Origin of the sequence: Enterococcus sp. AZ048 (assembly GCF_051715125.1) — a bacterium.
Lineage (GTDB): Bacteria > Bacillota > Bacilli > Lactobacillales > Enterococcaceae > Enterococcus_A > Enterococcus_A gilvus.
Genome location: NZ_JBIOTD010000001.1, coordinates 2,041,890 through 2,067,266, shown reverse-complemented (window position 1 = coordinate 2,067,266; position 25,377 = coordinate 2,041,890). Strand labels below are relative to the sequence as shown.

Below are 25,377 nucleotides of genomic sequence, written 5' to 3'. Positions count from 1 at the left end.
GCTAGAACCCTTGATATATAAGGATTCTAGCTTTTTTGTTTTATCTTCTTAGTAGAAATGACCAGCTTTTGACCAGCTTTCTTACTGATGAGCCATCATATCAGCAAACTCTTGACCAGTTTTCTTAGGTGCGTTGTTTGTAATGTGTGCATAGATGTCTAATGTCACTTTACTATTTTCATGCCCTAATCGTTGTTGAACTACCTTAACAGATTCTCCAGCTTCTAATAGCAAACTAGCATGGGTATGTCTGAACCCATGAGGCGTAATACGAGGTAAGTTATACTTTTTCAAAATATATCTTAACCAATCATTCACAGTGTTTGGAATGTATAGCGTGTTTTTAAGTGTTGTAAAAACATATTGCTCTTCTGAGCTCGTATTATAGCCTAGTTTAAGATATTCAGTTCTTTGTTGCATCTTCCAGTCATTTAGGATTGCTAAAGTCCCTTTATCAAGAGAAATCGTTCTTCTTGAGGCTTTGGTTTTAGGTGTTTGGATTATGATATTCTTATGTTCATCCATCGCAACTGTTTTGTTAACATGCAGTTCCTTATTAAACATATCAATATCTTTCCACTGTAATGCAAGAACTTCACTTTTTCTCATCCCAGTATATGCTAGTAATCTGAAGAAAGCATATTGCTTAGTGTTTCCAAAGTTCTTGAATGCATCTAGCAAGGTATTCAATTCATCCTTAGTATAGAACTTTCGTTTTTCCTCATACTCTTTATGCTTAGGACGCATTGTTTTTCTCATAGGGTTACTATCAATATATTCCATAGAAACGCCATAGGCTAAAATCTGTCCAGTCTGTTTTCGAATAGAATCCCACATCTTATATTTTGCATGCCATTTACTTAAGACTTTCTGGCAGTATGGGACAGAAATATCCGTTAATTTCAACTTACCAAACTCAGGCAGTATTTGATTTTTAGCAAACCTAACAGATATAGCTACTGTCGAAGGTTTAACACTTGATCGTTGATGGGTTATCCATTCTTCATACAAGTCCTCGAAAGTCATATCAGAAGCTTTCTTCTTGACCCCGTACTTTATCTCGTATGCTAGTTCATCAAGTGATTTTTTTGCATCTTGCCTAGTTTTAAAGCCTCTACGTGTGGTATTTACTTTTTCTCCAGTTCGTGGATCAGTGGCTACGTGTCCTTTGAACATCCATGCTACTTGACCGTTATTCTTTTTGTACTTTGATATTTTTGCCATTTTCTTTCCTCCTAGATATCGGTCAATAGATATAGTCTATTGGGAGCAATAGTAGGAGTAAATCTAAATTTTAGTTTCTGTTTATTTTAAGATGTTACGCTTAGTATCGCTCCATCTTATACACCTCCATTATTTTAGCTTACTGTATTGGTTATTAATGATATTTAGTTCATGTCTAAAATGAGTAATGGCATTAGATATTGCAATTAGCCCATCGTCAGAGAATTTATTTGATTCAGAAGAATTATCCTTAACTTGATCTGGTAGCCATTCAGTTTCAATTAAGTCTAAATTTTCTAAAATTGAAAGGGTAAGATAAGAAATATCTCCTTCTGTGTAGTTTGTGACAACATCAGTAAAAATATCGCTAATCTTTCTAGTATCATAGTGTGTTAGCTTTTTTTTACGGCTAATTTCCAGTGTCTTATAAGAGATATCTTTTTTCTTTTCTATATCTAAATTTTTAAATAGACTAGCTGTTACAGGTCTATTTGAAAATTTTAGGTAATCATAGAGTGATAAATCTGTAGAACTAAATTCATTTTGAATTAATGTATCACCATTTAGAATCAATCCTAAAATGTAGCTGTCAAATGATCCAAACAAGAGTTCCTCAATACTAATATTTCCTATTTTGGCTATTTTTTTTAAACTTTCATCATTAGGACAAAATTTACCTATTTCCCAATCGTAAACAGTTTTTCTGTCCATACTCTTATTTTTAGAGACAAGTATACCAAAGTCTACTTGAGTCAATTTTAATTCTTTACGAATTTTTTTAATTCTCTGACCTCGGTGTTTGTCTCTGTCACTAGAAGTTAGAGGAAGTGAGTAAGTCATATTATCATCTCCTTGTAAATAGTATACAACAGAAAAGGGTGTTTGTCAATACCCTGTTTTTGTATTTTTAAAAATAGCACACTGAATACTAGTATTTCAAAATGATTTAATATAAATAGCAATTAATTAAAATAGGGCTTTGACAAACACCCTGTTTTATGGTATAGTAATCATGTAATATATAAAGAAGCTTACAGCACAGACTTTCAATGCTTCTTGTCTAATTAAAGTTTTTTTACTTTATTTTGATGAGAGGGGGAGTCTGTGCTTTTTTAGTGATTTTAAAAAGAGAGATACAGAAAACTAATGAAAGGATGGAATTTATGTTAACAGAAGACATAACAATTGATAGTGTCATTACTAAGACAGTTCAACAAGTGTTGGAAGGGGAGATTGAAAAGTTAAAAGAGGATATCTATTTTTTACTGAACACTAGTAATAAGTATTCTGAATATATGAAGTTGAAGGATGCTTCTAAATACTTAGATGTTTCTTTAAATACATTGAAAAGATATATTTCTGAGTATGATCTAGCTATTACTAAAATTGATGGTGTTCAAAGAATTTCTAAATCTGACCTAGATGCTTTTATGTTAAGTCATAGAAGTTAGCTTGAAGGTACTTTTTAAAAAAGAACACAAGGATAGCTATTCAAGGGGCACGCCCCTTAAAAAAACCTGTAGAAAGCTGAGAAAACCACTCAGCTTTCAATTCTAACTTCTATTTCAGTACCAATTTAAAGAAACACAAAAATAATTAAATATACAAAGAATTTTGATTTAGATTAAAAGGTTAGTAGTTAAGTATACTGAGAAATTTTCATGAAGAGATTAAGATGAAAGAACATTCCGAAAAGTGTTTTACAACTATATAATGCCCAATAAAAATACAAACTTGGACAATTAAGGAGAAGATTATGAATAAAATTGAAAATAATGAGAAATTACTAGATAGAAAAGTATTACCAATGGAAAAACATGTAAGAGATTTACAAATTGTATGGGTTCACTTTTTTAAGTTAATTAAGCCATATATCCAAACTTACGTTTATGAAGTGCATTATTCTACGTCTGTACCTCTTAACATGCCTAAATATAAAGATACATACGATATGTATGTAGCCTCTTTATGGACGGAATATTGTAGAAGAGCGAAGCTACTGGAAAAAGACAATAAAGATATTTGGGAATTTCATCTATTATTACAGGGAGAATCTGAAGAGTCAATGAAGTTGAAATATAATATGTTGCAAAATTCAGAGAGAAATTTAAAAAGAGAACTAATGCTTGGGAATGGATATAGAAGAAAGTCTAGTAAACAGTTAGCCAAAGAAAAAAAGGAGAAGCTTGACTATTATAGAGTGATGAGTCCAACTCACAATGGAATGGGTGTAGACATTTTTTCTCATGAAGATATATTTGCCAATGAATATGAACTTAAATTGAAATTAAGTTCAAGAGATATATTGAGCTTAGAAAATAACTATAATAATGTAACTGATTATATGAAAGAGATAGAAACCGTTGAATTACTAGAAGAGTTGGTAGAATCAGAAATTCTGAAAACAAGGGAAAAGCAGCTTGTACTGGATTTGGTATTACTTGACGAAGACAGTATATGCGAGAAACATAAAATTTCTAAGGAAACCTTCAAAAAAAGAGTATATAGGTTGGAAATCAAAGTAAAAGACATTCTTCAACAAATGAAGGAGAAAAATATATAACTTATTAATTGATTTTTTTGAAAATAACATTGGAGATGATGAGTCCATTTAGCTTTAAAGTCTAAAGATCACCCTTCTTAATTGGCTGGGTGATCTTTAAATTTGTTTCGTTCTATTTCTTGCTTTGTAACAACCTCATGTAGTCTAAGGTTTTAACCTTATCTTCGGGTGATAAAGAGCGATACAAAGCGTTGAACCCCTCATCGGCTAGTGTTTGTTTGTCTATCGATAAAATGGCTTAGAGGGACTCCCTGAGCTTCTCCCAGAGCTTCTAGGAATCTAAATGTTATCGATTTTAGGTACAATTTTTAAGATTAAACCAATGTCATCAATATCTAAAGATTCGGCAATTCTTTCAATATGAGGCAAATATATTCTTTCGTGCTTATTGTTTGCCAGTTTATTAATAATAGAAGGTTCTATATCAGATAGTCTAGCAAGTTCTCGAAGAGATATATTTCTTTCTGCAACAAGTTTTTTTAGTTGAACTTCTACTTTTCTTTCCATAGATGTCACCTCAACACGTTGATATAAAAACAATGCTATAGTATAATTCGTGTATATGTGGTGTTTCTGAAGACACCATCTGTTGGATTTTTTAGACATATTTTTGGTATAGGAGGAATGTAAAGTGATTTTTGTATTAAAATTATTTGGGGCTATTGTCATTATTTTAGGATTGACAAAACTATATGATGGTGTAAAAAATAAGCAAAAGGATAATAAAAGTCTTAAGAAATTTGTCTTGGGTATCGTATTAGTTATAATTGGTATTACAATTTTTCCGAGCTGGTCAAATAGCTCAATTGATGCTGAAAAGTGGGCTCATAGTGAGTTTAGGGAAGTCTATTGGAACTCTGTAAATACTATAAAAGATACCAATTCTCAAATTGATGAGATAGTTTTCTATTTGGAATCAGATTCGCAACAATTAACAAAAAATGCCTTTGATAACTTAGGGATAGAGTATGAAGATAAAAGTCCAGAGGAAATAAAAGAAGTATTAAATAGAGCTGAACGAAAGATTAAAGATGCTAATAAAATGATTAATGATTACAAAGTTCCTTGGTATCTGAGTAACAACATATATAAAGACGGGAATAAGATAATGGCATTGCAATCAAAGCAACTTGATTTGTTACAAGAGAAAGTTCAAGGGTACAAAAAGAAAGGTGGAAAATTTTCTGAGAAAGCTTGGGATATTCGAATTAAGTTAGACAAATTAGAAAAGGAAACCAATGATATTTTAGAGGAAAATAATTTATTATACTATTGATTAGGTTGAGGAGTGAAACCATGAAAAATTTTTTATTAACTAGTTTTTTTTTAGTGAGTATACTATTTATCATTACAGTATGTAATAAAAATAGTTCTACTAATCAATCTAACAATTTAAATGAGAATAAACTAGAATCTAGTAATACATTAATGGACAAAAATAAAGCCCCATCAACTAAAGAAAGTGAGAATTTAAAAGAGATTAGACAAAGCTTGTGGAGTAGTAGCAAAGATAATGAACTCAAGTCATTCATGAATACTTGGGGACAAACCATGAATCAGACGTATAAACAGTACAGTCCGAATAATAATGTTGATTTATACGGTTTACAACTCCCTGACTCGATTCTTAATAACAATAAGTGGCAGGCGGTTATTGGTAACACGCCAATAGTTTTAAACTGGTCAGAAAGTGGTGAGGAAGAATCAGGTTACTCTTTAGTAGCTGTTTATTCGGATGCAGAAACACAAGATTATTTATCGAAGCATGTTTATTTCTTTTCCATTAATTCAGGAGTACCGAAAGTGTTAATAACTAGCCAGAATCAAGGCAATCCGAATAATTACTTATACTTTAACGAAACAGAGAATAAAGAGCTTAGAGATGGCTTTAGTAATATTGTGAATAGTAGTGTAACTTTTGATGATGTTAAATCAAATTTTACCAAAGATGAGCAACTCAGCTACTTTATCAGCAACTATGGTCAATTACCTTATAAAGGTTATCTAACGACTGAAAATGATGGCAATGGTACAAGGATTATTTATTATGTTGATGAGTCTATTCCAAATGATAAGCAAGCTATATCAGAAGCAATTGAACATCTGAAAGCAATTAGTCTATCTGTTCAGCAGAAGGTGGGAGAAGGAGTTACAGTAAGCTTAAAAGAGCCGTTGGAAACGGAGTACACCATTACTCTAATTGATGGACAACCAACTCAAGCTAATCATATCTTCGGTAGAATCATACAAGGAATTGAATAGGATAGAGAACCCCACCCCGTTGTTTTGTGACCGTACTAAGGGTACCCTTTAAATGAGCTACAGTGCTCACTTGGGGTACTCTTTTTTTGACTTTTGCAAAAGGTTAATAAGTTTTGATACATGAAACGAAATGAAATAAAGCTTTATAAACATTGATATACAAGGGTTTCTATGTTTCATATGTAAATGAAACGAAAAATAATTTTTGGCTGAAAATCCTTAAAAAGTACTACATAGTTGTGGGAGTTATTACAGATGAAACAGACCTACAAATATTTCAGTTCTTGTGGATATAAAGTTTATCAATGCTGTATTGTGATATAATATAGAGTAAGCATTTTAATAACTTTACATAAGGAGTATTAGATATGGATGGGAATTTTTTTAAAAAAATTTTAGAGAGCAGTTCAAACTATTCAGAAGAATTTACAAATAAATTGATTTTGATTTGTGAGAAATTAATTCCTGATATTGAAGCTCATTTGAAAACTATTAGTCAGACGTTACCTAATTTTGATGTTCATGATGAATCACATGCTGAAAATGTATTAGAAAATATGTTGACAATTTCAAATTATCACGAAGAAGATTCTCCTAAATTGACCGATATTGAGTATTTTTTAATTATTTTTTCTGCATATGTCCATGACAGTGGTATGGCTTTACCGAAATGGCAGTTGAATATATTTAAAGCAACAGAAGGTGACAAACGTTTTGATTTATATGAAGATATATCTTTAAAGATGAATAATGATGGGAAAAAAAGTTTCACATTTTCAGACGCAAGACAATGGATAATGGATCATAGAGAACTGATCTATAGAGATTATAATACTGTAGAAAAATTTATTTTTAGTGAATTAACCGAGGATAAATTCGTAGATTCTCTTGCAAAAAGTTTGATTAGTTATCAAGAGTTTAGGAATGGTTATACACCAGATTTAAATAGCATTGATAACAAAATGGAATATTTAAAGAAGAGTGAAGAGATTAGATATGAATATATAAGAAGTAATCATCATATTTTTTCAGCAAAAAATTGTGAACTATTAGTAAACAAGCTAGAATCATACTGTGGTAAGTTTAATGCAAATAAATTGTGCGATGATCTTTCTAAAATCGTTATAGGACATGGTTTAGATTTTTCTGAAATCAAAGGATATAGTTTACGCTCAAATTATTCTAAAGGAAATTATGCTAATCAATTTTTTATCACAATGCTTCTTAGATTAGGAGATATTATTCATTTTTCATCAGATAGATCACCTGAATCTCTGCTATCTTCAAAACTCATACAAGACCCTATCAGTCTAATTCATTGGAAAGTTAAGCAAGAGGATATCAATTTCTGGTTAAATAGTTTTAACGAAAAAGGTAGAAGACAAATATCATATAGCGCTTATTTTAAAGAACCTAAGCTATATTATTTTTTCCAAGATTACTTAAATTGGATTGACATGGAAATTTCTAATTATAATATATTTTTAAATATCTTAGAAAAAGATACTAATCTCTCGAAATTTACAATTTTTTATGATCTGAAATTAGCTGATAAGGTTAATAGAAATGAAGTTTTATATGATAAGAATTTGTTTGTTCCAGTAGAGAATCTTAAATTTGTTCTGAATCAAAATAAAATATTGGATCTTTTGATGAGTATAGGGCTTTACAAAGATAAATATCTATGTCTAAGAGAGCTGTATCAAAATTCAATGGATGCGTGTAAGTGTGCTATTGCAGGAAATTTGATAGAAAAAGGAGTCATAGAATTTGGTATTGAGGAAGATAACAGTGGAAGATATCTATATTGTTTAGACAATGGTATGGGGATGACAAAAGAAATAATAGAGAATTATTTTTTGAACATTGGTACGTCATATTATCAATCAAGACAGTTCTATGAATTGAAAGCTAGCTGGGAGAAAGGTGTATCCAATACATCGCAATTTGGTGTGGGTATTCTATCCTGTTTTATGATAGGTAATGAAATAGAAGTGGTCACTAAAAATTTATATGAGAAAAAAGATAATCTGATTTCTTTTAAAATTGATGGCCCACATGAAAACTTTTATTACAAAAAAAGTGAAGAGATGGATAATGAAAAAATTGGGAATAATGGTACTCTAATTAAGGTTTATTTATCTGATCAAGAAATAAATAATGATTATATAGAAGATTTTGATATGCAATTATTTTTTTCAAATAGAAGAAAGAGTATTTCTACAGAAAAATCTTCGGATATCAGTCTAAGAGCCAACATATATTTTATTCTATTCCATTCAATAAACATTATTCCAAGTGAAATGGACGTTTCAGTCAGATTAAATGATGGAACATCTAAGACAGTTGTTGACAATTTTAAACCTCTTAATTTAGAGGACATTTCTCAAGAGAAGATAACGGATAAAACAAATCAAAATTTTAACCACGAATATAGAGATAATTTAATATACCTTAAAGAGAATTGGACAGATTGTAACGTTGAACTGGTAGAAGTTAGATCTGAAAATATCTATCTAGCATCTAATATAGTTTTCTCAAAAAGTGATGATAAAAAATTAATTAAGAAAATTTCTTCATATCCTTTCTTGAAAAGGGGAGGGTTAGTGTCAATAAACGGTGTGATTGTAGAAGATTATAGAAAAGTCAAAGATAAACTTGATCGTATTCTTCAAAGAGATATTAATAATGATCAGCCATTTATCATAAATTTTGATGGTGCAAATAAGCCTAAACTTTCCGTAGATCGTCTCAGTATTACTGAATTTTCTGATGAACTGTCCTTAGAGCTAAAAGAACTAATAGAGCAACTAAAGATTGAAATGTTCGAAAAAATTAACTTTGTTTTAGAAGGTTGTGTAAATAAAGAATTAATGCTAGAAAATATTATTGGGAATACGGAAATTTTTAAACTAGATTGGATAGAGCTTCTTGTAGAGAAAAAAGATAGCACAACTGATAAATTGTTTGAGAAATTGAATGATTACTTGCTTGATATAAATCATATATCTGATTTTTTTAAAGCTGGAAAGAGTAGAGTAAAATTCAATTTGTTATTTAATAACTTGAGTAAACATGAATGGATGGTATATCTAAGTAAATTGTTAGATGCTGAGAAAATAGAGTTATTTGATGATTATTTTGAAATTACTACTATAAACGAGCTAAAGATTAATCAAAATTTACTAGAAAATTATCGTGATGGAAAAATTGTTCCCTTTTTAACTTATGCTGACAATTGGAATAGCTATTTTCCAGAATATGATATGGTTACAGCTGTGTACCCGATAGTATCATCGAGTTTATTTGAATTAGCTGAATCAGAGTACTATAACAATAAAGTTAAAATCAATGATAGGGTAAAATGGCTAGGTTCTACTAGTAATGGTTTGTCAGGAATGGGAAGCCTTCAATCAGTTCAACTAATTCCAGAATTTGGTTTCGGAAGTATTCCAAGAAGACAATGGCTAGAAAAAGAATATCCTTCTAGAATATTAAATTTTGAACGTAGCTTAAATGAATTTTGGTTGTTTGAATTAAATAGCTTTGGACGGACAATTAAAAAAGATCATAAAGATTATGTTTTAAGAGCGTTCATTTCTCCTACTATCTTGTGTGAAGAAGAAGTAGTGAAATTGGATAATATAAAAGAAAAATATCCTATCTATTATGAAGGTGTTTATGAAGGATGGAGTGTTGTTTTTCTCGGGAAAACTGCTGAAATTATTTATCAAAGAGGAAAGCATAAATCTGATGAACTTTTAAAGGATATTCCCAGTTCTTTTTCAAATCCAGAAATGATAAACTATCATCTTGTTAATGGTGAAAGAGTTGATTTGTAATAATGAGATGAATTTGTATTGGATAAAATGATGAATAAGTATAGATTTAATTAGTATAAAAGACAAGCATCTATCAAATTACTTGTCTTTTATATTTGCTCCCAATAACATATCTAAATTGACCAGATTTTGACCATATTAATTTGATAATCATTGATAAATATTGACTCATTGAACTATTATCAATCACGTTAACTGTTTAGTTTGACAACGAATGACAATGGTTGAGAAGTCGTTTCCAATATGGAAGGGTCTGTGGGGTAAAATTTAAGCATATACTCGAAACGTTGATCTAACAGCGTTTCGAGTTTTTTTTGTTATTGAAGAATGGTAATGAAATAAGTTTGATTGAGCAATTAATCTAAAAATGTATCCGATTTCATGTTTTTTTTAATCAAAAATAGTTATTTCTTTGGTACTATGTATATGTTGGGATAATTAGTGTTATATACTTATAAACTATTTTGATTTCGATAATGTAGAGTTAATCACCATTTTAGTGCATTAATTGCTTATAAAAAATTTGAAGGAGTATGGATTATCATGGGATTCGATGATTGTGAATGGTTACCCATTAATGAGTGTTTAGATATGTTGAATGTAGAAAATAAACTTGAAGGTGTGTATATTGTCGGCTTTGAGGATGTCAAAGAAATCGAATTTAATGGAAACAATGATAATAAGAGTTTTGTGTCAGAAACAAAATTAAGAGAGTACTATGATCAAACTGATAAAAGAATATTACTAATAGCTTCGACTAAAGACTTATATAAAAGTATCGAGGTTTTTACAGAGTCTTACGAATCCGATATTTTTCCAAATAAGCTGAATCCTAAAAGTGCTAAAGTGATTTGGCAAATGAAAAACAGACCTGAGCTGAAAGTAAGCTTCTTCATTACAACTGATACCAAAAATATGGAAAATCTTTTTTTACAGGAATATAAATTAAAAAATAAAATAGTGCCTATTGGTAATAAAGTATTTAATAATAATGATGCTATTCCTACATGGAGTGGATTCAATTATCAAGGTAAAGGAATAATCTTGCGCGCACTACAACTAATCAATGAAAACTGGAGTAGTAGCAATAGCGAAGAAGAAAATGAGGAATTAATAAAAAAATATTTCATAGAAATAGAGTTAAGGGAAGATTTTGTTATTTATCATCTTCAAGAACCTATTGAATATGTACAAGTGAAAGCTACTTTAGCTTCAAAGACTTATAGTGGCTATACAAAGGCTATAAAGCAACTACTCGACCATCGTGACGAAGGAACAAATCCCAAAGTTGCTAAATGTGTTCTAATGTCAGCGATACCAATAAAAGGTTGGGTGTGTGATGAACCAGTTTCCTTATATAAATACAATAATGAATGTGTCGGTCTGTTAGAAATTCCAAAATGTATCAAAAGAGAAATATCTATTTTGTTGGGTAAAATGAATCAAACAATTAACGATTTTAAAGTTGAAGTTATTTATGAAAATCTATGCGGGATGTTGGATCAGAAAGTTCGAGAAATTCATAAAAATAACGAATCCTACGAGCTGCAGTTAGAAGAAAATATTTGGGAAAATGTTAAATTGTCAATCTCAAACCAAAAAAGAAATGCATATTTTACTACTTATGAATCAATATATAATTTGGTATCTGAAAATCTAACTTCTGTAGTCGAATCAAGATGTAAAGAATGCAAATTAGGATATAGTGAATACAATTGCAATACATGTACAGTACCATTGATTAGGGATAATTTTATTTCAACCAATTTGATTGATTATGTTCCAGTTCTAAATCCTGATACGATATTTGGGAATACTTATCCCGAAAAAATCGCGGTAATTTCTGAAACATTTTCGAAAAAAAGTATTAATAGATTACTACATCAATTTGAGTTTGCTTATGTTGATAATTATTACTGGTACCCAAGTGCTCATTTACTTGATATGGGGTATGGTAATCAAATAATTCCAACATTATTAGATTTTAGCACTCATACGTTTAAAAAATCTGTATCTACTTCTTTATCGAATATAGTAAACAATTTTGAAATCCATGATGAAATAAATGGAAAGGCCTTAACAGTGGTAAAGCCAGAGTTAGTCTCCACTAATATCATGGAAAAGAATGTAACTAGTTACAAACAAATGGAAAATAAACTCCTATCAGATGATGGTTTCGATGTGGAAAAGAAAAACAGTAATTCATATAAAATTGACGTTACATTAGTTGATAGGACAAGCTTAATTAAAGACTTAAAGGAAAAGAGTGATAAATGTGAATAATGATTTAATGGAAATCATGAATGTTGTTAGACAAATGCCTCTTTTAAAAGGACACTGGCTTGAATTTTACGAGAATGGACAAAAAAGTGATTTTTCATTTTATAAGCTATCTGATGGAAGAAATTATTTGCTTCATTATTTTGATCACACTCTAAATAATGATAGTAGCAGTAGTGAAATTATGGATATCGCTGAAATGGTAATAAGTGAAGCAGAAATATTTTTGGAAAATAATTACAATGAATATGTTCCACAAGATACGTATGTTGTTTTTTTATCTAAGATAAATAGACATTCAGAAGAGATGCAGAAGTTGATTATTCGTATTGAAGAGAATGATTTTTTGTTTAAAAAGTATGTGTGTCTATACACAGAAGAGGAAATTGGAAGTCTAAATCAAGCAATTAAAAAAATAGATAAATCAAAAAAATTCTGGTCAAATAAACAAATAATTAATACGAAAGAAAGTCTAACTTCTCAATTATTATTAAGGTTGAGTATTAAGCTACCAATTATTGTTCTAGACTTCAAAGAAGCTCAGTTTAACTCGGTTCAAAAAAGAGTAGTAAATAGTATTGAAGGAAAAGAACGCTATAACCATTTAAAAATACTTAATGATAGTTTGCAAGAATGGATGGAAATTAATAAACCCGAAAAACATGCAGAATTGCTATTTAAAGAGATAATAGGTGAAGATGATGAACTTTAAAATTAAAAATATAGAAATTTCAAATTTGAGAAACATACCATTCGATTCTCCACTATATTTTGATTTATCAGAACAAATGATTACTATTTTTGATGGACCTAATGGTTATGGAAAAACAACTTTTTTTGATGCAGTAGAATTATTACTAACTGGAAGTATAGGTCATTTTTTTGATGGTCTATATAATAGAGGCAGTGAATCTCACAGTAGTGTTGCTAAAGATAGAGACAAAGATACCATTATCAAAGCAGAAATAGTAACTATGAATAAAGAAGTGTATAAATTAACTCGTACTTTTAACTGGAAGAATTTTGATTCAAGAATCGATTCACAGATTAGTGTAATATCCTCAGATGGAAAAGATTTAGGAATAAATAATCAAAGTACTCTGTTTGACTTTTTTGGAATTACAGAAAGTATTTTTGATATCGGAATGTATATTTCACAAAATGATTCATTACAATTCTTGAAACTGCCGTACAAAAAAAGAAAAGATGCATTTAGTGCAATTATTGGTACTGATGTTGATGACCACAAGAAAGATTATCTGGGGGAATTGAGAAAAGAGTTAGTTGAGAGGAAAAAGAGTCTTATCTCTAAATATGATAAAAAAATTGATAGTCTATCAATGTCAATCGATGAATACGATAAACTATTATCCTTGGAAAAGGAAAATAATCAATTAGTTGAATATACCCCCCTTTTCCCGGATAAAGATTTTGACTTCGATAAAGAGAATGTATCGATTTCAAAAATTGAACACTATTTGGGTATTATAAAACAGATTGAAAATTATATTGAGAATAGAGAGAACTTTCTTATTTTTAAAAGAAATGAAAAATTTGAAGGAATAAAATCCTACTCTAAAAAAGATTTTGCAGCACTCTTTTTCGAAAAAGAAATTACGAAGCTGAAATCCAGACAACAAGATATTCTTTACTTGAACCAATTTGAAGAAATATTTCAAAAATTCATTAAAGATAGCAAGCCTCTTTACAATAATTCTTTATTTGATAATGTGTTCAAAAATTCAATTTTAAAAATAAATGAGTATGCAAATAAAATTGAACAACTAGAACAAAAATTAACAGGGATCAATTTAAAAAAAAATCGGCTAATTGAAGCACGAGGGAATTTAAATGAGATCCATAGTAAAGATCATTATTTAGGTTCAGAAACTTGCCCGTATTGTGGCAAAACTGATGAGAATTTGAATACATTGTATGAGACCTTATCGAACATTATTGGGGAAAATGAATCTGACTTATCTCAAAACATTCAAGTGCTAAGAAAAGAAAAGAAATTGTTCATCAAGGAAGTCTTTAGTAAAGAAGTTAATGAGTATATTGCTAAGTATAAATCTGAAATGGGGCGATTTAACACTCTTAGGAGTTTATTTAACATTGATTCTAAAGAATTACGGAAAAAATTGGAAGTTGAAAATTTAATTGAATCATTTATGAATTATGAAGAGTCATTTGAAAATAACTACAATAAATTAATGAGTGAAATCGAAAATAAGATTACAATGATTCCTTTTAGTTTTGGAAAAGCTGAACAAATAGAATTTCAGAGACTAGCTGAAACTTATTTTGATAATAGAAAACCCAATATTACGTTAAAAGAAATTGAAGAAAAAAAATCTTATCTAGCTTATATTAGGGCTAGTCAAGGAAAACAATTGAAACATACTCAGGAAATGAATATGAGGGAAATTAGAAATAAAAGAACTCGTATTTGCGAACAACTTGATTCCAAAATAACTGAAATTGGAGATTTGCAAGGGATTTATTCAAAATCAATTGAAGAATACCATTCTGATTTTCTTGAGGATATAAAAGTTCCACTGTATATTCTTAGTGGGAGAATCATGCAAACATCACCTATTGGATTGGGGATTGAGGCGAAAATAGATACGAGAAGAATAGAATTTTATTGTGGAACTATGAATCATGATGTTGTCAATATGCTCAGCGCAGGTCAATTAAATGGGTTGATGATTTCAATTATGTTGGCAGTCCAAAAAACGTATCTATCTAATAAAGGGATCAAATTGTTTATGATTGACGATCCACTTCAATCAATTGATGATCTGAGTGCTCATTCGTTTGTTGATTTATTAGCACAAGAGTTTAGTGAGAATCAGATATTTATTTCAACTCATGAATTGGATAAGACTGCAATGTTTTACTATAAATATCTTCAAGCTGAAATACCAATAAATAGAAAGAATCTTCAATACGAATATCTAAAATAATTTTCTTTGTTTTCAGAATATGTTGAAGAGCTAGAAAATCTGTTTTAATTAGAAATAGCTTTTCACTCAAATTGAATTGCATAAATTTATTATTAAGTTTGAACTATGATGATAGTAAGATAAAATTGTTATCTGATTACCGACTTTTCTTATTTTGCGTATGCAGTCTTATTGAGAACGCTTTATATTTTTTCTCGAAGGAGGTTCCTAAAAGTGCAAGAAATACTTAAAAATCTCTATTTAGGTGATCAAATGGATTATGAAACATTAGTTAACGGTCAGAAAGATTGGGCAGTTGTCCAAGCGTGCAAAGAACCATATCATCGAAAGGCTTTGGGATATACTGATAGAGGAGCGCCAAAATCACATCCAGAATATCTGATTGCCAAAAGAGATAATAGACTTATATTGAACTTAGTAGATGTAGATAATCCAAACTGGATTAGTCCAGATATTATTGATAACGCGCTAGTGTTTATCAAGGAAAACTTGATAGATGGTAAAAAAGTCTTAGTCCATTGTAATCAAGGTATGTCTAGATCCGCAGGAATTGGATTACTTTACCTAGTGTCTTCAGGCCAACTAGAAAGTTCTAATTTTGAAGAAGCAGAAACAGCGTTTAGAAAGGTTTATAAACCTTATAATCCTGCTAATGGAATGAGAGAATTCATGCGTAAAAACTGGTCTAAATATTCTTCTTGTCCTATTAAGGACATTGATATTGACTAAAAATTTTTTCTGATTAGTCTGTTTAACAATTCTAAATGGCTTTTTGTAAAAAATATAATCCACTCGTAAAGGGAGCCGCTGATAAAGTTAAATAACAAAAAGTGATTACCTACAAAAGTGGAAATTAGCGACCAATATTTGGTAGTTAATCTCCATTTTGTATAGTTATTTCATCGCTTTTATGGGATTAGTTTCTTTGAATTTCAAAAAACTGGACTTTTTCAGTGGCTCTCTCATAAAACCCAACCATTCTTACAAATGATTGAGCTGTTTTTATCACGACAGAAGGCACTTACGTAACTAAAGGCGTTAAGCCAAGAAACATCATCTGTAAAAAAGGTTGTGAAGGGCTGAGAGAAATTTCTGCATTTGTGTAGTTTAAAAGTAATATGGATTTCATTATTTGCATTTAGAGTGCTTCATTAATGAAAAAGCCTAACATAGATGTCTGAGGTATTGTTTTCTTTTATTAGAACAAGTATTATTTAATTAAGCATAGATATTTAGATTTGTTATTTGAAAGGGTGGTCTTAGAGTGGAGATAACAAGTTTGGACTCATTTGATTATAGAAGTAAAATATACAAAGACATAATCAACGAAATTGAACTAAAAAAATCTTGTATGGAATATTTATCAGGTGCAAATATTAGTTATGTTGAAGAGGATTTTAAGCAATTGAATTCTATACAACAAATTAGTAATTATATGATTCATCAAAAACAAGTTTCGCTATCTAATTTCAACGAGTTGTACCTTGAAGTTTTAACATATTCTTGTAGTAATATTTTTTTAGAAAAAACTTCAACTAAACTCTCAGATGAAGAAATTGAAAAAGGATTCAAAAGAATAATTACCGAAATTAATAAGGAAGTTGTTACAGTTGAACAGTATGAGTTGATGGAAGAACATGGATATAATTTATTGGACTATGTTTCTACAAGAGATGATAATAAATTAGTATTTCCAGTCTTAAAATACGATGCGTCCAAGATTGAACTTTTTTGTATAGTACAATTTACTGATGATACAAAAAGACGTTTCAAAGCATGCACGATTAGAGTCAATAGACGGAACAATAACGTTACTTTTTATATGAATGGAACAATAGGGAAGTTTGTAATTGACAACTATAAGGGGAAAAGCTTCTCAGGTTCAAAAATATATATGCCGTTTTTGAGAGATTTCTTGAAAAAATTTTTGGGTATACATTTTATTTCAGAGAATATAGGATATCAAGAAGACAAGGAAAAGCTTTTTCTTTTTTGTCAAAACATTAGTAATGCTCTGATTAATGATTATGCTGAAGAATTAGAAGCTGAGTTTGAATCGTTTATTGATAGGCAAATTTCAAATGCTTTTGGTAAATTAAAAAGGATAAATACTAATGTAAAAGTAGACAAAAAATCTAGGAAAACGGTTTATGATAAAATTTTCAACACCTATCTTGGATTATATATAACTAATGGATACACTGAAATTGATCTGAAAGAAAAGGCACTAAAAAAGGGGATTCCTTGTTATCCGACAAGTATATTTTTTACTGGACAAGAATTAGCAAAAGGGAAGGCTAAATCGTCAGATAAAAAGGTCCCATTAGCGTTTGAAAATGTTTTTTATAGTTTGAAAACAGATTTTACTAATTCAAAAAAATTAGAAGAAGTCACGATAGCATGGTTCGATAAAAGCTTTTTTAATGGAAAAAATGAAATGAGTGCTAGTCAAACCACTATTAAAATTAAGAAGAAATATTTTTTGATAACAATGAATAACTCAGTAAATAAGAATAAAAGGATGACTCGTTTTGTCGAAAATACTATTAGAGAAATACTTGAATAAGAACCCCAAAATTTTTCTTGCGTTAAATTCAATTGTTATGAATGTTAAGAGGTTTAGTGATAAGGAAGCTAGCATTGAATTGTTGAGAGATTATGTCGATGATGCAGAGAAACTATTTAACGATTTAGTCAAAGATAAATATTTTGATATCTTTCTGAAATATGAATGTGAAGATGAAAATCATTCGGCAATTTTACTAGAAGAAAAGTGTAAATATTGTGATGAAAAAATAGAAGAACATGAGTATTATCTTCTATATAGACCAAATTTTAATGACATACTATTAAAGTACAATGAAGCTTTATTGGAAGAATACTTTGATAAGAAATCATTTCCAGTAATTCGTGATTTGCAAAAAAAGATGGAACGGGTAATACCTTTTGTTGGTGCAGGAATGAGTAAACCATTGGGTTATCCACTTTGGAAAGATTTATTTTTACCAGCAAGAGATGATTTTGAAGAAGGTTTTGAAAATGTTTTTGATCGTAGATATGATAGTGATGATATCGATGCATTAATTGCAGGAATATTTGAGTTTAATGCAATGATTGGTGGTGAGAAAGACTTAAAGATGAGAGTACTGCAACCACAACTTGAAAAAAAATTTAATCATAAAGATATGGAACAATCCTCATTACCAAAACTTTTAGAATTGAAATCAGACTATATAATAACTACGAATTATGATGATTCTTTAAGCCAATGTAATAATTTATATGGTCATAAATACAATGTCACTAAGAATATTTTGAATTTTGAAGGTTTTGAAAATTTGTATCATAAAAACTTTATTTTCCATATACACGGAAATTTTGATCATCTTGAGTCAATGATTGTAACCAACAAAAATTACGATGCTTTGTATTCTGAAGAAAAAAACAAACGAATACTCACTGGATTGATTAGCAAAAAATCATTATTGTTTCTGGGTTTTTCTTTAAACGACAAATATTTTTCTAAAGAGTTTCAAAGTATTTGTGATTCTAATAGTGGTTACTCTACAAATTATATGGTACTGATAAATAGTACTGTTCAAAAAGAAAAAGAAATTTTGGAAAGCAATAATGTAAAATTTATTTGCTTAAAAGCAGAAGAAAATGATCAAGGTGATTATGAGACTAAAGAACAGTATGATTATTTATTTGATATTTTATCTGGAAGTATCTACATTTAGTTGGAGCTAGAATTATTTGGAAATTGTAGTGACCCGAAAAATTGATTTTTTTTGGAGTGGGGAAATTCACTCGATTTTTCTTGGTTTCTATTGCAGATGATTTTTTATGCAGCTAATAATATGAATAAAAATGTGAAATACATTTTTTTGAAAATTAACTAAAACTAGTCTCGCTGAGGTTTCAATCGGTGAGACTTTCTTTTTTGATTTTATCTAATTTCTCAAGGATAACTAAAAATCCTCTTTATCCCAATAATTCTCAGAAAAGCGACATGACTCTATCCTTTTTACCTCTTAAGCAAATGCTAACGTACCAGCAGTTCACCAAAATCCTACAGAGATGTATGAATCTGTGTGAGAAAACTAAGTTATCCTTTTTTTGATAAATCCTAGATAAAATTATCTGTGGTGCTTCATCTACCCACCCTCAACAACCGGCTCAACGACCACTTCTTCAATCCTGCGATTCCTCATCTTCGAAATAGTCATCTTCAAACCATCTAACTGGATCGTTTCACCCTACATGGGGATTCGTTCGATTGAAGCTAAAATATAACCTGCAACGGAGATAGAGTTCGTGGTATTAGTAATATTGAAAAGCTCTTTTAAACAATCGAAGTCTGAACGTCCGTTTACCAGGAAGCTGCCATCTGCCAATTTGTAATAATCCAATTTCTTACTATCATATTCATCCCAGATTTCTCCGACCAATTCTTCAATGATATTTTCTAGTGTAACGAGACCCGCAGTCCCACCGTGTTCATCGATGATGATGGCTATATGGATTTGCTCGGCTTGAAATTTTTTCATCAGTTCTGAAACTTTCATACTTTTCGGGATAAAGCTGATTGGTTTGATAATCTCTTCTAATTTCTTTTCACCTTTTAGTACATGGTAATAAAAGTCCTTTTGATACACCACGCCGGTTATTTCATCAATGTTGTCCTGACAATAGGGCAGACGAGATAAGCCGGAGGATTCAAAGAGTTCCGCTATTTCTTCTGTACTCTTTTTACTGTTAATGGAAGTAATATCCGTACGTGTTAAAAATTTTTCTGTACATCCAAATCGTAAAATGCGACCACACTTTTGATCAGAAGTTCGTCACCCTCATCAATCGAACCCTCTTGAGCTGCTTTTTCCATAAGAATCATCCATTCATCTTCGGTGATGGAAGGTGTCGTTTCTTTGTTTATAAAAGTTTCATCAGTCTAATTTTTAAAACAGAGAAAAAGAGAGTCCACGAATAAAAATCGTCAATAAGGCCTTCAGTGGATGGACAAGCGCTAATGCAGACAGTCGTTCAAATCATTACCAGTCTGATAAGTGAGCGATATAGTTTCCTATAAGGAGTTCTTAGGTATACCAATTTATACAGTTCTCTTTGAATCCGTTTTCCATCTCCCCTCATTTAGTGCTATCATGAAATGAGAACCACAGATATTTCCCCTTAAAAGTAATTCTTACACCAAGACATCTGTCTGCAACTGAACTCCAGTAAATGTTTCTTTATTGAACAAATTCAACTGCCTATTTTCATGTGATGTTTTTTTGCTTTGGAAAAAGGAGGTAGAACGATGTTCCAAGATTACAAAGTTGTGATTACTGGTGCGACTTCTGGTATTGGTCTGGCGACGGCTCGGCTGTTTATCAAGGAGGGCGCGACGGTCATTGGGATTGGACGGAATTTTAGCCGGACGACGGATTTAGGTGACCGGTTTATTCCTTGTACGTGTGATGTACGGGATGCCAATGCGATCGTGAAGACGTGTGAATTCATCGGAGAAACGTTTGGCAATGAGCTGGATGTGTTTGTCAACAATGCGGGGTTTGGTGAGAATACCACGATTCGCGATGTAACGGTCGATCAGTTTGATCGCTGCTTCAGTCTTTTGTTGCGGGCACCGATGTTGTTTGCCAAAGAATTGTATCCTCTGTTATTGAATGCGCCGAAGAACAACGCGAGTATCATCAACACCGCTTCTGCTGCCAGCCGGACAGTCAGCTCTGAAAATCCATTGTATAATTTAGCGAAAAACGCCGTGGTGCTGTATACCAAACAGCAAGCTATGGGGTTTATTGGTGTGCGCTGCAATAGTGTGTCGCCAGGCTTTATCCAAACGCCGATTTTTCAGCGTGAGGGTGTCAATATGGAAGAAAACGACGTGTTGGCAATGTACGACCAGATGGCGAAGGTCACTTGCGGGCGAACAGGAAAACCGGAAGAAGTGGCGGACTTGATCGCGTTTCTAGCCTCGACGGATGCACAGTACATCAATGGCGCCGATGTCTTGATCGACGGCGGCTTGATGACGGTCAGTAATTAGGGGAGGGACTAAACATGTTAAAAAATTATATCGTAATGATTACTGGCGCGACTTCTGGCATTGGCTTGGCGACAACGAAAGAGTTTCTGGATCAGGGGGCGACGGTGATCGGGATCGGACGGAATTTTAGCCGAACGAAGGATTTGGGCGAGCATTTTCTGCCGTTTAAGTGCGACGTGACGGATGAAGAACAGATCAAGGCGGCGGTGGCTTTTGCGAGGGAAAAATTTGGCAGGCTGGATAGTTTGATTTGTAATGCGGGGTCAGCGATCGTAGGCACGGTGGAGGAAGTGGATTCTGGTGAGTTTGAGCGGGCTTTTCAATTGTATGTGCTGCACGCGGCGATGTTTACCAAGTATTGTGTGCCGCTTTTACGTAAATCGGAAAATCCCAGTATCACCCACACGGCATCGGTGGCGTCTTTTATGATTGGGGATTCGGTTCCGTACAATGTGTTGAAGGCGGCCTTATTGAATTACACACGGCAAAGTGCGGTGGCGCTATTAAACAATAATCCAGCGGATATGTTCGGGCGGCCAAAAGCGGTGACGGAAATCGAGGAGGGTGACAATACTTTCATTCGGGTAAATGCCGTTTGTCCTGGATTGATCCGCACGAATTTGATGCCGGATCAAGCCTGGGAAATGCTGGGGACAAAAGCAGCATTGAAGGCGATCCCGAGTCGACGGATCGGAGAGGACTGGGAGCCGGCGAAATTGTTTGCCTTCTTGGCATCAGCGAAAGCCAGCTTCATCACGGGTGCGACGATCACGATCGATGGCGGCTGGTACACGACCCATGCACGGGTTTAAATGATTGAAGGAGGAATCGAAATGAAGGAAAAGTATGCACCATTATTTGAACCGATTGAATTGAAACATGGCGGGCGTTTGGAAAATCGTTTCGCAATGTGCCCGATGGTGGTTTTTGGCGCTGATCCGGCAACGGGGAGGCCAACGGAAGAGGATGTGAAATACTTTGAACGCCGGAGCAATTTTGCCTCACTGCTAGTGACTGGAGCAATCACGGTTCAGGAAAATATCCAAGGTCATCCCAAGCAACTGTCCATTTTTAACGACGAAGCGATCGACGCTTACAGCAAATTGGCGGCAGCGATGAAAAGCAACGGCAGTAAGGCGATCGGTCAGATCCAGCATCCGGGACGCGAGGGTGTCTATGGCTGTAATGTGACAGGCAAAGCGTATGCGCCAAGCGCGATCGACTTTCCATTTTTAAAGTATAAAGTTACCGAATTGACCGAGGATGAAGTCTGGCAAGTGGTGAAGGATTTTGGATTGGCGACGCAGCGGTTGTTAAAGGCAGGTTTTGATGGGGTAGAGATTCATGGCGCGAACCACTATTTGATCCAGCAATTCTTCTCTCGTTACTCGAATCAGCGAGAAGATTATTGGGGCGGCTCTTTTGAGAAACGGATGAATTTTGCGATCGAAGTGACGAAGGAAGTCTTGAAGGTCGCGCGCGCTGAAAATCCAGAGGCGATCGTGGGCTACCGGATCTCACCAGAGGAAATCCACGGGGAGATGGTCGGATATGACTTAGAGGATTCATTGAAATTGATCGATAAGTTACTAGAACAAGACCTTGATTTTCTGGATCTGTCCTCTGCGGCAGGCGGGAATTTTGGCAAGGATGCCTACAAGGCAATGCCGCAAAGGGGGGATTTCACTGATCCAGTCAGCTTAGTGATCAGGAAGGCTGTTGCTGGCAGAGTCCCCGTCGTGATCTCTGGAACGATCCGTTCAGCGGATGAAGCGCTGGATGCTTTGAACTACGGGGATATTGCTTCGATGGGTGTTGGTGCATTGGCTGACCCAGACTTCAAGGAGAAGGTTTTGGCGGATAGGGAAGACACCATCCACATGAATGTCAAAGGACATACAGAGGATCTGGAATTGCCGATTGGGTTGATCGAGGTTTATACAGCAGGGATCGGCTTGCCTCAAGTGGAAGGGTTGATTGAGAAATAGCGTCGGAACACCGTTGTTTGGCTTAGTTAGCAACGGTGTTTTATTTTTATTTATTCATTTTCCAAAGAAAATGTTAACTAATTTTTTATTCAAAATGTTTATGAAGTCTTTATTAAATAATCAATGAATGATATAATAAAAAACGTTATTAAACTGCTGTAATATTTTTTAAGTTACAAAAAAGTCATTTAATTAATTAAATATGTAGAAAATAGTTTTTACCGAAAGAGATCGGTAAATAGGGAGGCGGATAAACTTAATTTTAGGGGTTTGGGAGAAAAAATATAAGGAGAAGCATTCAACCTGAATGTGTGGTGAAAAATGATTACAGAAAAACAAAAAGTAGCGATCGTTTCTTTATCTGTTTTGTTGGTTGGGGAGATTCTTGCGGTGATCAGTATTGGGCTGATCTATTTTAACAGGGAATTTTTCGGGGAACACATCAATATTATTCGAACGTTTATCAATGCGTCGACAGCTTTCTTTGGCTGCTTCTTTTCATTTATAGCAGCACTGCTGATGTTTGAATTTTTGAAGCATCGTGAGAAACAAAAGGAAGCAGCGAAGACGATGCGTTTGTTTACTAAATTAAAAAAGGAATACGAAATCAATTATTCGGTCTTGCTTGAACTGGGGGAAGAAATCGCCAGCGGGTCTTCTGAATTAGCGAAATTGCTGCGGGAAAACCAGCAGGTGCGGGATCTCTTCGTGTTAGCCGTTTATCGGTTGGACTTTGTCATGTATGACACGTATTACCATGAGGTGGATTGGCACTTGATTCGTGAAATGGATAGTCAGAGTGAGAGTTATCTTGAGCTGTTTGAGAAGAGCCATCAGATCGAGTACCTGTGCCAAGCGATCGTAGAGAACAAGATTCATACGGAGGAGAGTCTGAAGCATCTGTTGATGTTGCTGACTCAAAAAATCAGTCTTCTGCAGCAGCGTCAAACGGCGCTTGAGCTGAAACAAAAACCTGCTGAAATGGACAGCCAAAGCGACTATGTGGCTGAACCGGCCGGTGTGGAAATGGTCCAAGAATAAGTCTAAAACCAGAAACCTGTTTCTCAAGGTTACTGGTTTTTTTGTTTTCTAGTGGTGTGGGGATTGACCGGATAGGACGCGCAGCTTACCGGAAAGGAAATAGGGGTATGTTTGCTCGCGTAAATGGCTTACTATAAAGGAACAGAGGGAGGCAGGGTATGGACAAAGGGGTAAAGATTCAACTAGAGATCGGGCGTGAATGGGTGCAGCCTGAAGTTCAGATTCGAGCGGCAGAGGAGCAGATCGGCGCGCGGATCGCCCGTTGCTTTGATACGTATCAAGAGGAGCAATTGGTGATCAAGGTGAAGGAAGCGTCTGTTTTCGTAACAAAAACAGACATTGTGTATATCGAGATATTCAATAAGATCGTCACCTTGTATACGGAAAATGAGGTTTACTCGTTTCGGCGCTCATTGGCAGCGTTAAAGGAAGAATTGCCAAGCGGGCAGTTTTTACAAGTATCAAAATCGGCGCTGGTCAACACGAAGGCGATTCAAAAGCTCGAGGTCGCTTTTTCGGGGAACTTGTATGCGTATCTAAAGAATGGACAAAAAATCACGGTCTCCCGGAGATTTGTCGAGCAATTGAAGCAGCATCTAGGAATGAACGAAAGGAGGCGCTTTTTATGAAAGAATTGTTGAAGGTATTGGGGCGTTCGATTGGAATTGGCAGCACGATCTGCATGGTATTCGCTGTACTTTTTTCTACGAATGAAGTGAGGCGGACCGTGGCGAGTTTTCTTATATTGTCTGTGGTCATCGGTTTACTGGGGTTGGTCTACCAGATGAAAAAAGGGTCGCTGCTGCTGCACACGCTGATCCACATCGGCGGAAGCTTTCTTGCCTTTTTGATCGTGGCTAGGATCAATCACTGGTTTCCCTTCAAATGGCAGATCATTTTCTCGGCTTCACTGTCCTTTTTCGTTGTTTTTTTTGGTATCTGGATGTTTTATTACCTAAAATACAAACAAGAAATCGAGAAAATCAACCAGAAACTATAGAAGAAAAAACAACACGAATAAAAATAACTCATTTGGTTATAAAAACCAACTATTTATAAAAAAATAAAAAAAGGGAACCGTCAACACATCTGCAATCCAGTATACTATCGGTGAGGGATACTAGTTTTTATATAAATTGGT

The 25,377-nt window shown here is 33.2% G+C and carries 21 protein-coding genes; 17 read left to right on the top strand and 4 right to left on the bottom strand.

What is annotated here, in order from left to right; all coding sequences use genetic code 11:
* Nucleotides 1-81: 81 nt before the first annotated feature.
* Both IGI66_RS10190 and IGI66_RS10185 read right to left on the bottom strand, forming a co-directional pair.
* Entirely contained in the window at nt 82-1,224 is a 1,143-nt protein-coding gene (locus IGI66_RS10190) for a tyrosine-type recombinase/integrase (protein WP_438848843.1), read from the bottom strand.
* Nucleotides 1,225-1,353: 129 nt separating this feature from the next.
* Nucleotides 1,354-2,064, bottom strand: coding sequence for a helix-turn-helix transcriptional regulator (locus IGI66_RS10185; protein ID WP_438848842.1), 711 nt, complete (start codon nt 2,062-2,064; stop codon nt 1,354-1,356).
* 323 nt (nt 2,065-2,387) lie between these two features.
* Here IGI66_RS10185 and IGI66_RS10180 point away from each other — a divergent pair, with 323 nt between their 5' ends.
* Nucleotides 2,388-2,675 (top strand): helix-turn-helix domain-containing protein, encoded by a 288-nt coding sequence (locus IGI66_RS10180; protein ID WP_438848840.1) that lies wholly within the window; start codon nt 2,388-2,390, stop codon nt 2,673-2,675.
* Between the two features lie 305 nt (nt 2,676-2,980).
* The gene (locus IGI66_RS10175; protein WP_438848838.1) at nt 2,981-3,787 is read left to right on the top strand and encodes a hypothetical protein; all 807 of its coding nucleotides are present in this window, start codon (nt 2,981-2,983) and stop codon (nt 3,785-3,787) included.
* Nucleotides 3,788-4,066: 279 nt separating this feature from the next.
* Here IGI66_RS10175 and IGI66_RS10170 read toward each other — a convergent pair whose 3' ends face one another.
* Entirely contained in the window at nt 4,067-4,294 is a 228-nt protein-coding gene (locus IGI66_RS10170) for a helix-turn-helix domain-containing protein (RefSeq protein WP_010779501.1), read from the bottom strand.
* 124 nt (nt 4,295-4,418) lie between these two features.
* On the opposite strand from IGI66_RS10170, the gene IGI66_RS10165 reads away from it, so the two are divergent.
* The 9 genes from IGI66_RS10165 to IGI66_RS10125 all read left to right on the top strand — a co-directional run bounded on the left by IGI66_RS10165 (nt 4,419) and on the right by IGI66_RS10125 (nt 18,880).
* Complete coding sequence (locus IGI66_RS10165; protein WP_438848837.1) at nt 4,419-5,063, top strand: DUF308 domain-containing protein; 645 nt, start codon at nt 4,419-4,421, stop codon at nt 5,061-5,063.
* A 20-nt stretch (nt 5,064-5,083) separates the two neighbouring features.
* A complete protein-coding gene (locus IGI66_RS10160; RefSeq protein ID WP_438848835.1) occupies nt 5,084-6,049 on the top strand; it encodes a DUF4767 domain-containing protein in 966 nt (321 codons plus the stop codon).
* Nucleotides 6,050-6,417: 368 nt separating this feature from the next.
* Nucleotides 6,418-9,891 (top strand): HD domain-containing protein, encoded by a 3,474-nt coding sequence (locus tag IGI66_RS10155; protein ID WP_438848833.1) that lies wholly within the window; start codon nt 6,418-6,420, stop codon nt 9,889-9,891.
* A 543-nt stretch (nt 9,892-10,434) separates the two neighbouring features.
* A complete protein-coding gene (locus tag IGI66_RS10150) occupies nt 10,435-12,174 on the top strand; it encodes a hypothetical protein (protein ID WP_438848831.1) in 1,740 nt (579 codons plus the stop codon).
* Nucleotides 12,167-12,883 carry an ABC-three component system middle component 1 gene (locus IGI66_RS10145; protein ID WP_438848829.1) on the top strand — a complete coding sequence of 239 codons (717 nt, stop codon included), beginning with the start codon at nt 12,167-12,169 and terminating at the stop codon, nt 12,881-12,883. Before IGI66_RS10150 ends, IGI66_RS10145 begins: the two co-directional genes overlap by 8 nt.
* Nucleotides 12,870-15,140 (top strand): AAA family ATPase, encoded by a 2,271-nt coding sequence (locus IGI66_RS10140; RefSeq protein ID WP_438849289.1) that lies wholly within the window; start codon nt 12,870-12,872, stop codon nt 15,138-15,140. Before IGI66_RS10145 ends, IGI66_RS10140 begins: the two co-directional genes overlap by 14 nt.
* Nucleotides 15,141-15,353: 213 nt before the next feature.
* Nucleotides 15,354-15,869: a dual specificity protein phosphatase family protein gene (locus IGI66_RS10135; RefSeq protein WP_438848827.1), complete on the top strand. Its 516-nt coding sequence runs from the start codon at nt 15,354-15,356 to the stop codon at nt 15,867-15,869.
* A 535-nt stretch (nt 15,870-16,404) separates the two neighbouring features.
* On the top strand, nt 16,405-17,706 hold the full coding sequence (locus IGI66_RS10130) for a hypothetical protein (RefSeq protein ID WP_438848825.1): 1,302 nt from the start codon (nt 16,405-16,407) through the stop codon (nt 17,704-17,706).
* Nucleotides 17,672-18,880, top strand: a complete 1,209-nt coding sequence (locus IGI66_RS10125) for an SIR2 family protein (RefSeq protein WP_438848823.1) — start codon at nt 17,672-17,674, stop codon at nt 18,878-18,880. The genes IGI66_RS10130 and IGI66_RS10125 overlap by 35 nt, the downstream gene beginning before the upstream one ends.
* 519 nt (nt 18,881-19,399) lie before the next feature.
* Here the strand turns inward: IGI66_RS10125 and IGI66_RS10120 are convergent.
* On the bottom strand, nt 19,400-19,912 hold the full coding sequence (locus IGI66_RS10120; RefSeq protein WP_425268434.1) for a CBS domain-containing protein: 513 nt from the start codon (nt 19,910-19,912) through the stop codon (nt 19,400-19,402).
* Nucleotides 19,913-20,457: 545 nt separating this feature from the next.
* Between IGI66_RS10120 and IGI66_RS10115 the strand changes: the two genes are divergently transcribed.
* From IGI66_RS10115 to IGI66_RS10090, 6 genes are all read left to right on the top strand, one after another.
* On the top strand, nt 20,458-21,207 hold the full coding sequence (locus IGI66_RS10115; RefSeq protein WP_438848821.1) for an SDR family NAD(P)-dependent oxidoreductase: 750 nt from the start codon (nt 20,458-20,460) through the stop codon (nt 21,205-21,207).
* A gap of 14 nt (nt 21,208-21,221) precedes the next feature.
* Nucleotides 21,222-22,019: an SDR family NAD(P)-dependent oxidoreductase gene (locus IGI66_RS10110; protein WP_438848820.1), complete on the top strand. Its 798-nt coding sequence runs from the start codon at nt 21,222-21,224 to the stop codon at nt 22,017-22,019.
* A gap of 21 nt (nt 22,020-22,040) precedes the next feature.
* Nucleotides 22,041-23,195 carry a hypothetical protein gene (locus tag IGI66_RS10105; RefSeq protein ID WP_438848818.1) on the top strand — a complete coding sequence of 385 codons (1,155 nt, stop codon included), beginning with the start codon at nt 22,041-22,043 and terminating at the stop codon, nt 23,193-23,195.
* Between the two features lie 321 nt (nt 23,196-23,516).
* Nucleotides 23,517-24,236, top strand: a complete 720-nt coding sequence (locus tag IGI66_RS10100; RefSeq protein ID WP_438848816.1) for a hypothetical protein — start codon at nt 23,517-23,519, stop codon at nt 24,234-24,236.
* 158 nt (nt 24,237-24,394) lie between these two features.
* Nucleotides 24,395-24,865: a LytTR family DNA-binding domain-containing protein gene (locus IGI66_RS10095; RefSeq protein WP_438848814.1), complete on the top strand. Its 471-nt coding sequence runs from the start codon at nt 24,395-24,397 to the stop codon at nt 24,863-24,865.
* Nucleotides 24,862-25,236 (top strand): DUF3021 domain-containing protein, encoded by a 375-nt coding sequence (locus tag IGI66_RS10090; RefSeq protein WP_288225801.1) that lies wholly within the window; start codon nt 24,862-24,864, stop codon nt 25,234-25,236. The genes IGI66_RS10095 and IGI66_RS10090 overlap by 4 nt, the downstream gene beginning before the upstream one ends.
* Nucleotides 25,237-25,377 lie beyond the last annotated feature (141 nt).

Bases quoted from the DNA above. Each gene is read 5' to 3' on its own strand.
- IGI66_RS10100 (WP_438848816.1), top strand. From the start codon at position 23,517: ATGATTACAGAAAAACAAAAAGTAGCGATCGTTTCTTTATCTGTTTTG.
- IGI66_RS10095 (WP_438848814.1), top strand. From the start codon at position 24,395: ATGGACAAAGGGGTAAAGATTCAACTAGAGATCGGGCGTGAATGGGTG.
- IGI66_RS10160 (WP_438848835.1), top strand. From the start codon at position 5,084: ATGAAAAATTTTTTATTAACTAGTTTTTTTTTAGTGAGTATACTATTT.
- IGI66_RS10110 (WP_438848820.1), top strand. From the start codon at position 21,222: ATGTTAAAAAATTATATCGTAATGATTACTGGCGCGACTTCTGGCATT.
- IGI66_RS10150 (WP_438848831.1), top strand. From the start codon at position 10,435: ATGGGATTCGATGATTGTGAATGGTTACCCATTAATGAGTGTTTAGAT.
- IGI66_RS10190 (WP_438848843.1), bottom strand. From the start codon at position 1,224: ATGGCAAAAATATCAAAGTACAAAAAGAATAACGGTCAAGTAGCATGG.
- IGI66_RS10170 (WP_010779501.1), bottom strand. From the start codon at position 4,294: ATGGAAAGAAAAGTAGAAGTTCAACTAAAAAAACTTGTTGCAGAAAGA.
- IGI66_RS10090 (WP_288225801.1), top strand. From the start codon at position 24,862: ATGAAAGAATTGTTGAAGGTATTGGGGCGTTCGATTGGAATTGGCAGC.
- IGI66_RS10185 (WP_438848842.1), bottom strand. From the start codon at position 2,064: ATGACTTACTCACTTCCTCTAACTTCTAGTGACAGAGACAAACACCGA.
- IGI66_RS10180 (WP_438848840.1), top strand. From the start codon at position 2,388: ATGTTAACAGAAGACATAACAATTGATAGTGTCATTACTAAGACAGTT.
- IGI66_RS10115 (WP_438848821.1), top strand. From the start codon at position 20,458: ATGTTCCAAGATTACAAAGTTGTGATTACTGGTGCGACTTCTGGTATT.
- IGI66_RS10175 (WP_438848838.1), top strand. From the start codon at position 2,981: ATGAATAAAATTGAAAATAATGAGAAATTACTAGATAGAAAAGTATTA.
- IGI66_RS10140 (WP_438849289.1), top strand. From the start codon at position 12,870: ATGATGAACTTTAAAATTAAAAATATAGAAATTTCAAATTTGAGAAAC.
- IGI66_RS10105 (WP_438848818.1), top strand. From the start codon at position 22,041: ATGAAGGAAAAGTATGCACCATTATTTGAACCGATTGAATTGAAACAT.
- IGI66_RS10155 (WP_438848833.1), top strand. From the start codon at position 6,418: ATGGATGGGAATTTTTTTAAAAAAATTTTAGAGAGCAGTTCAAACTAT.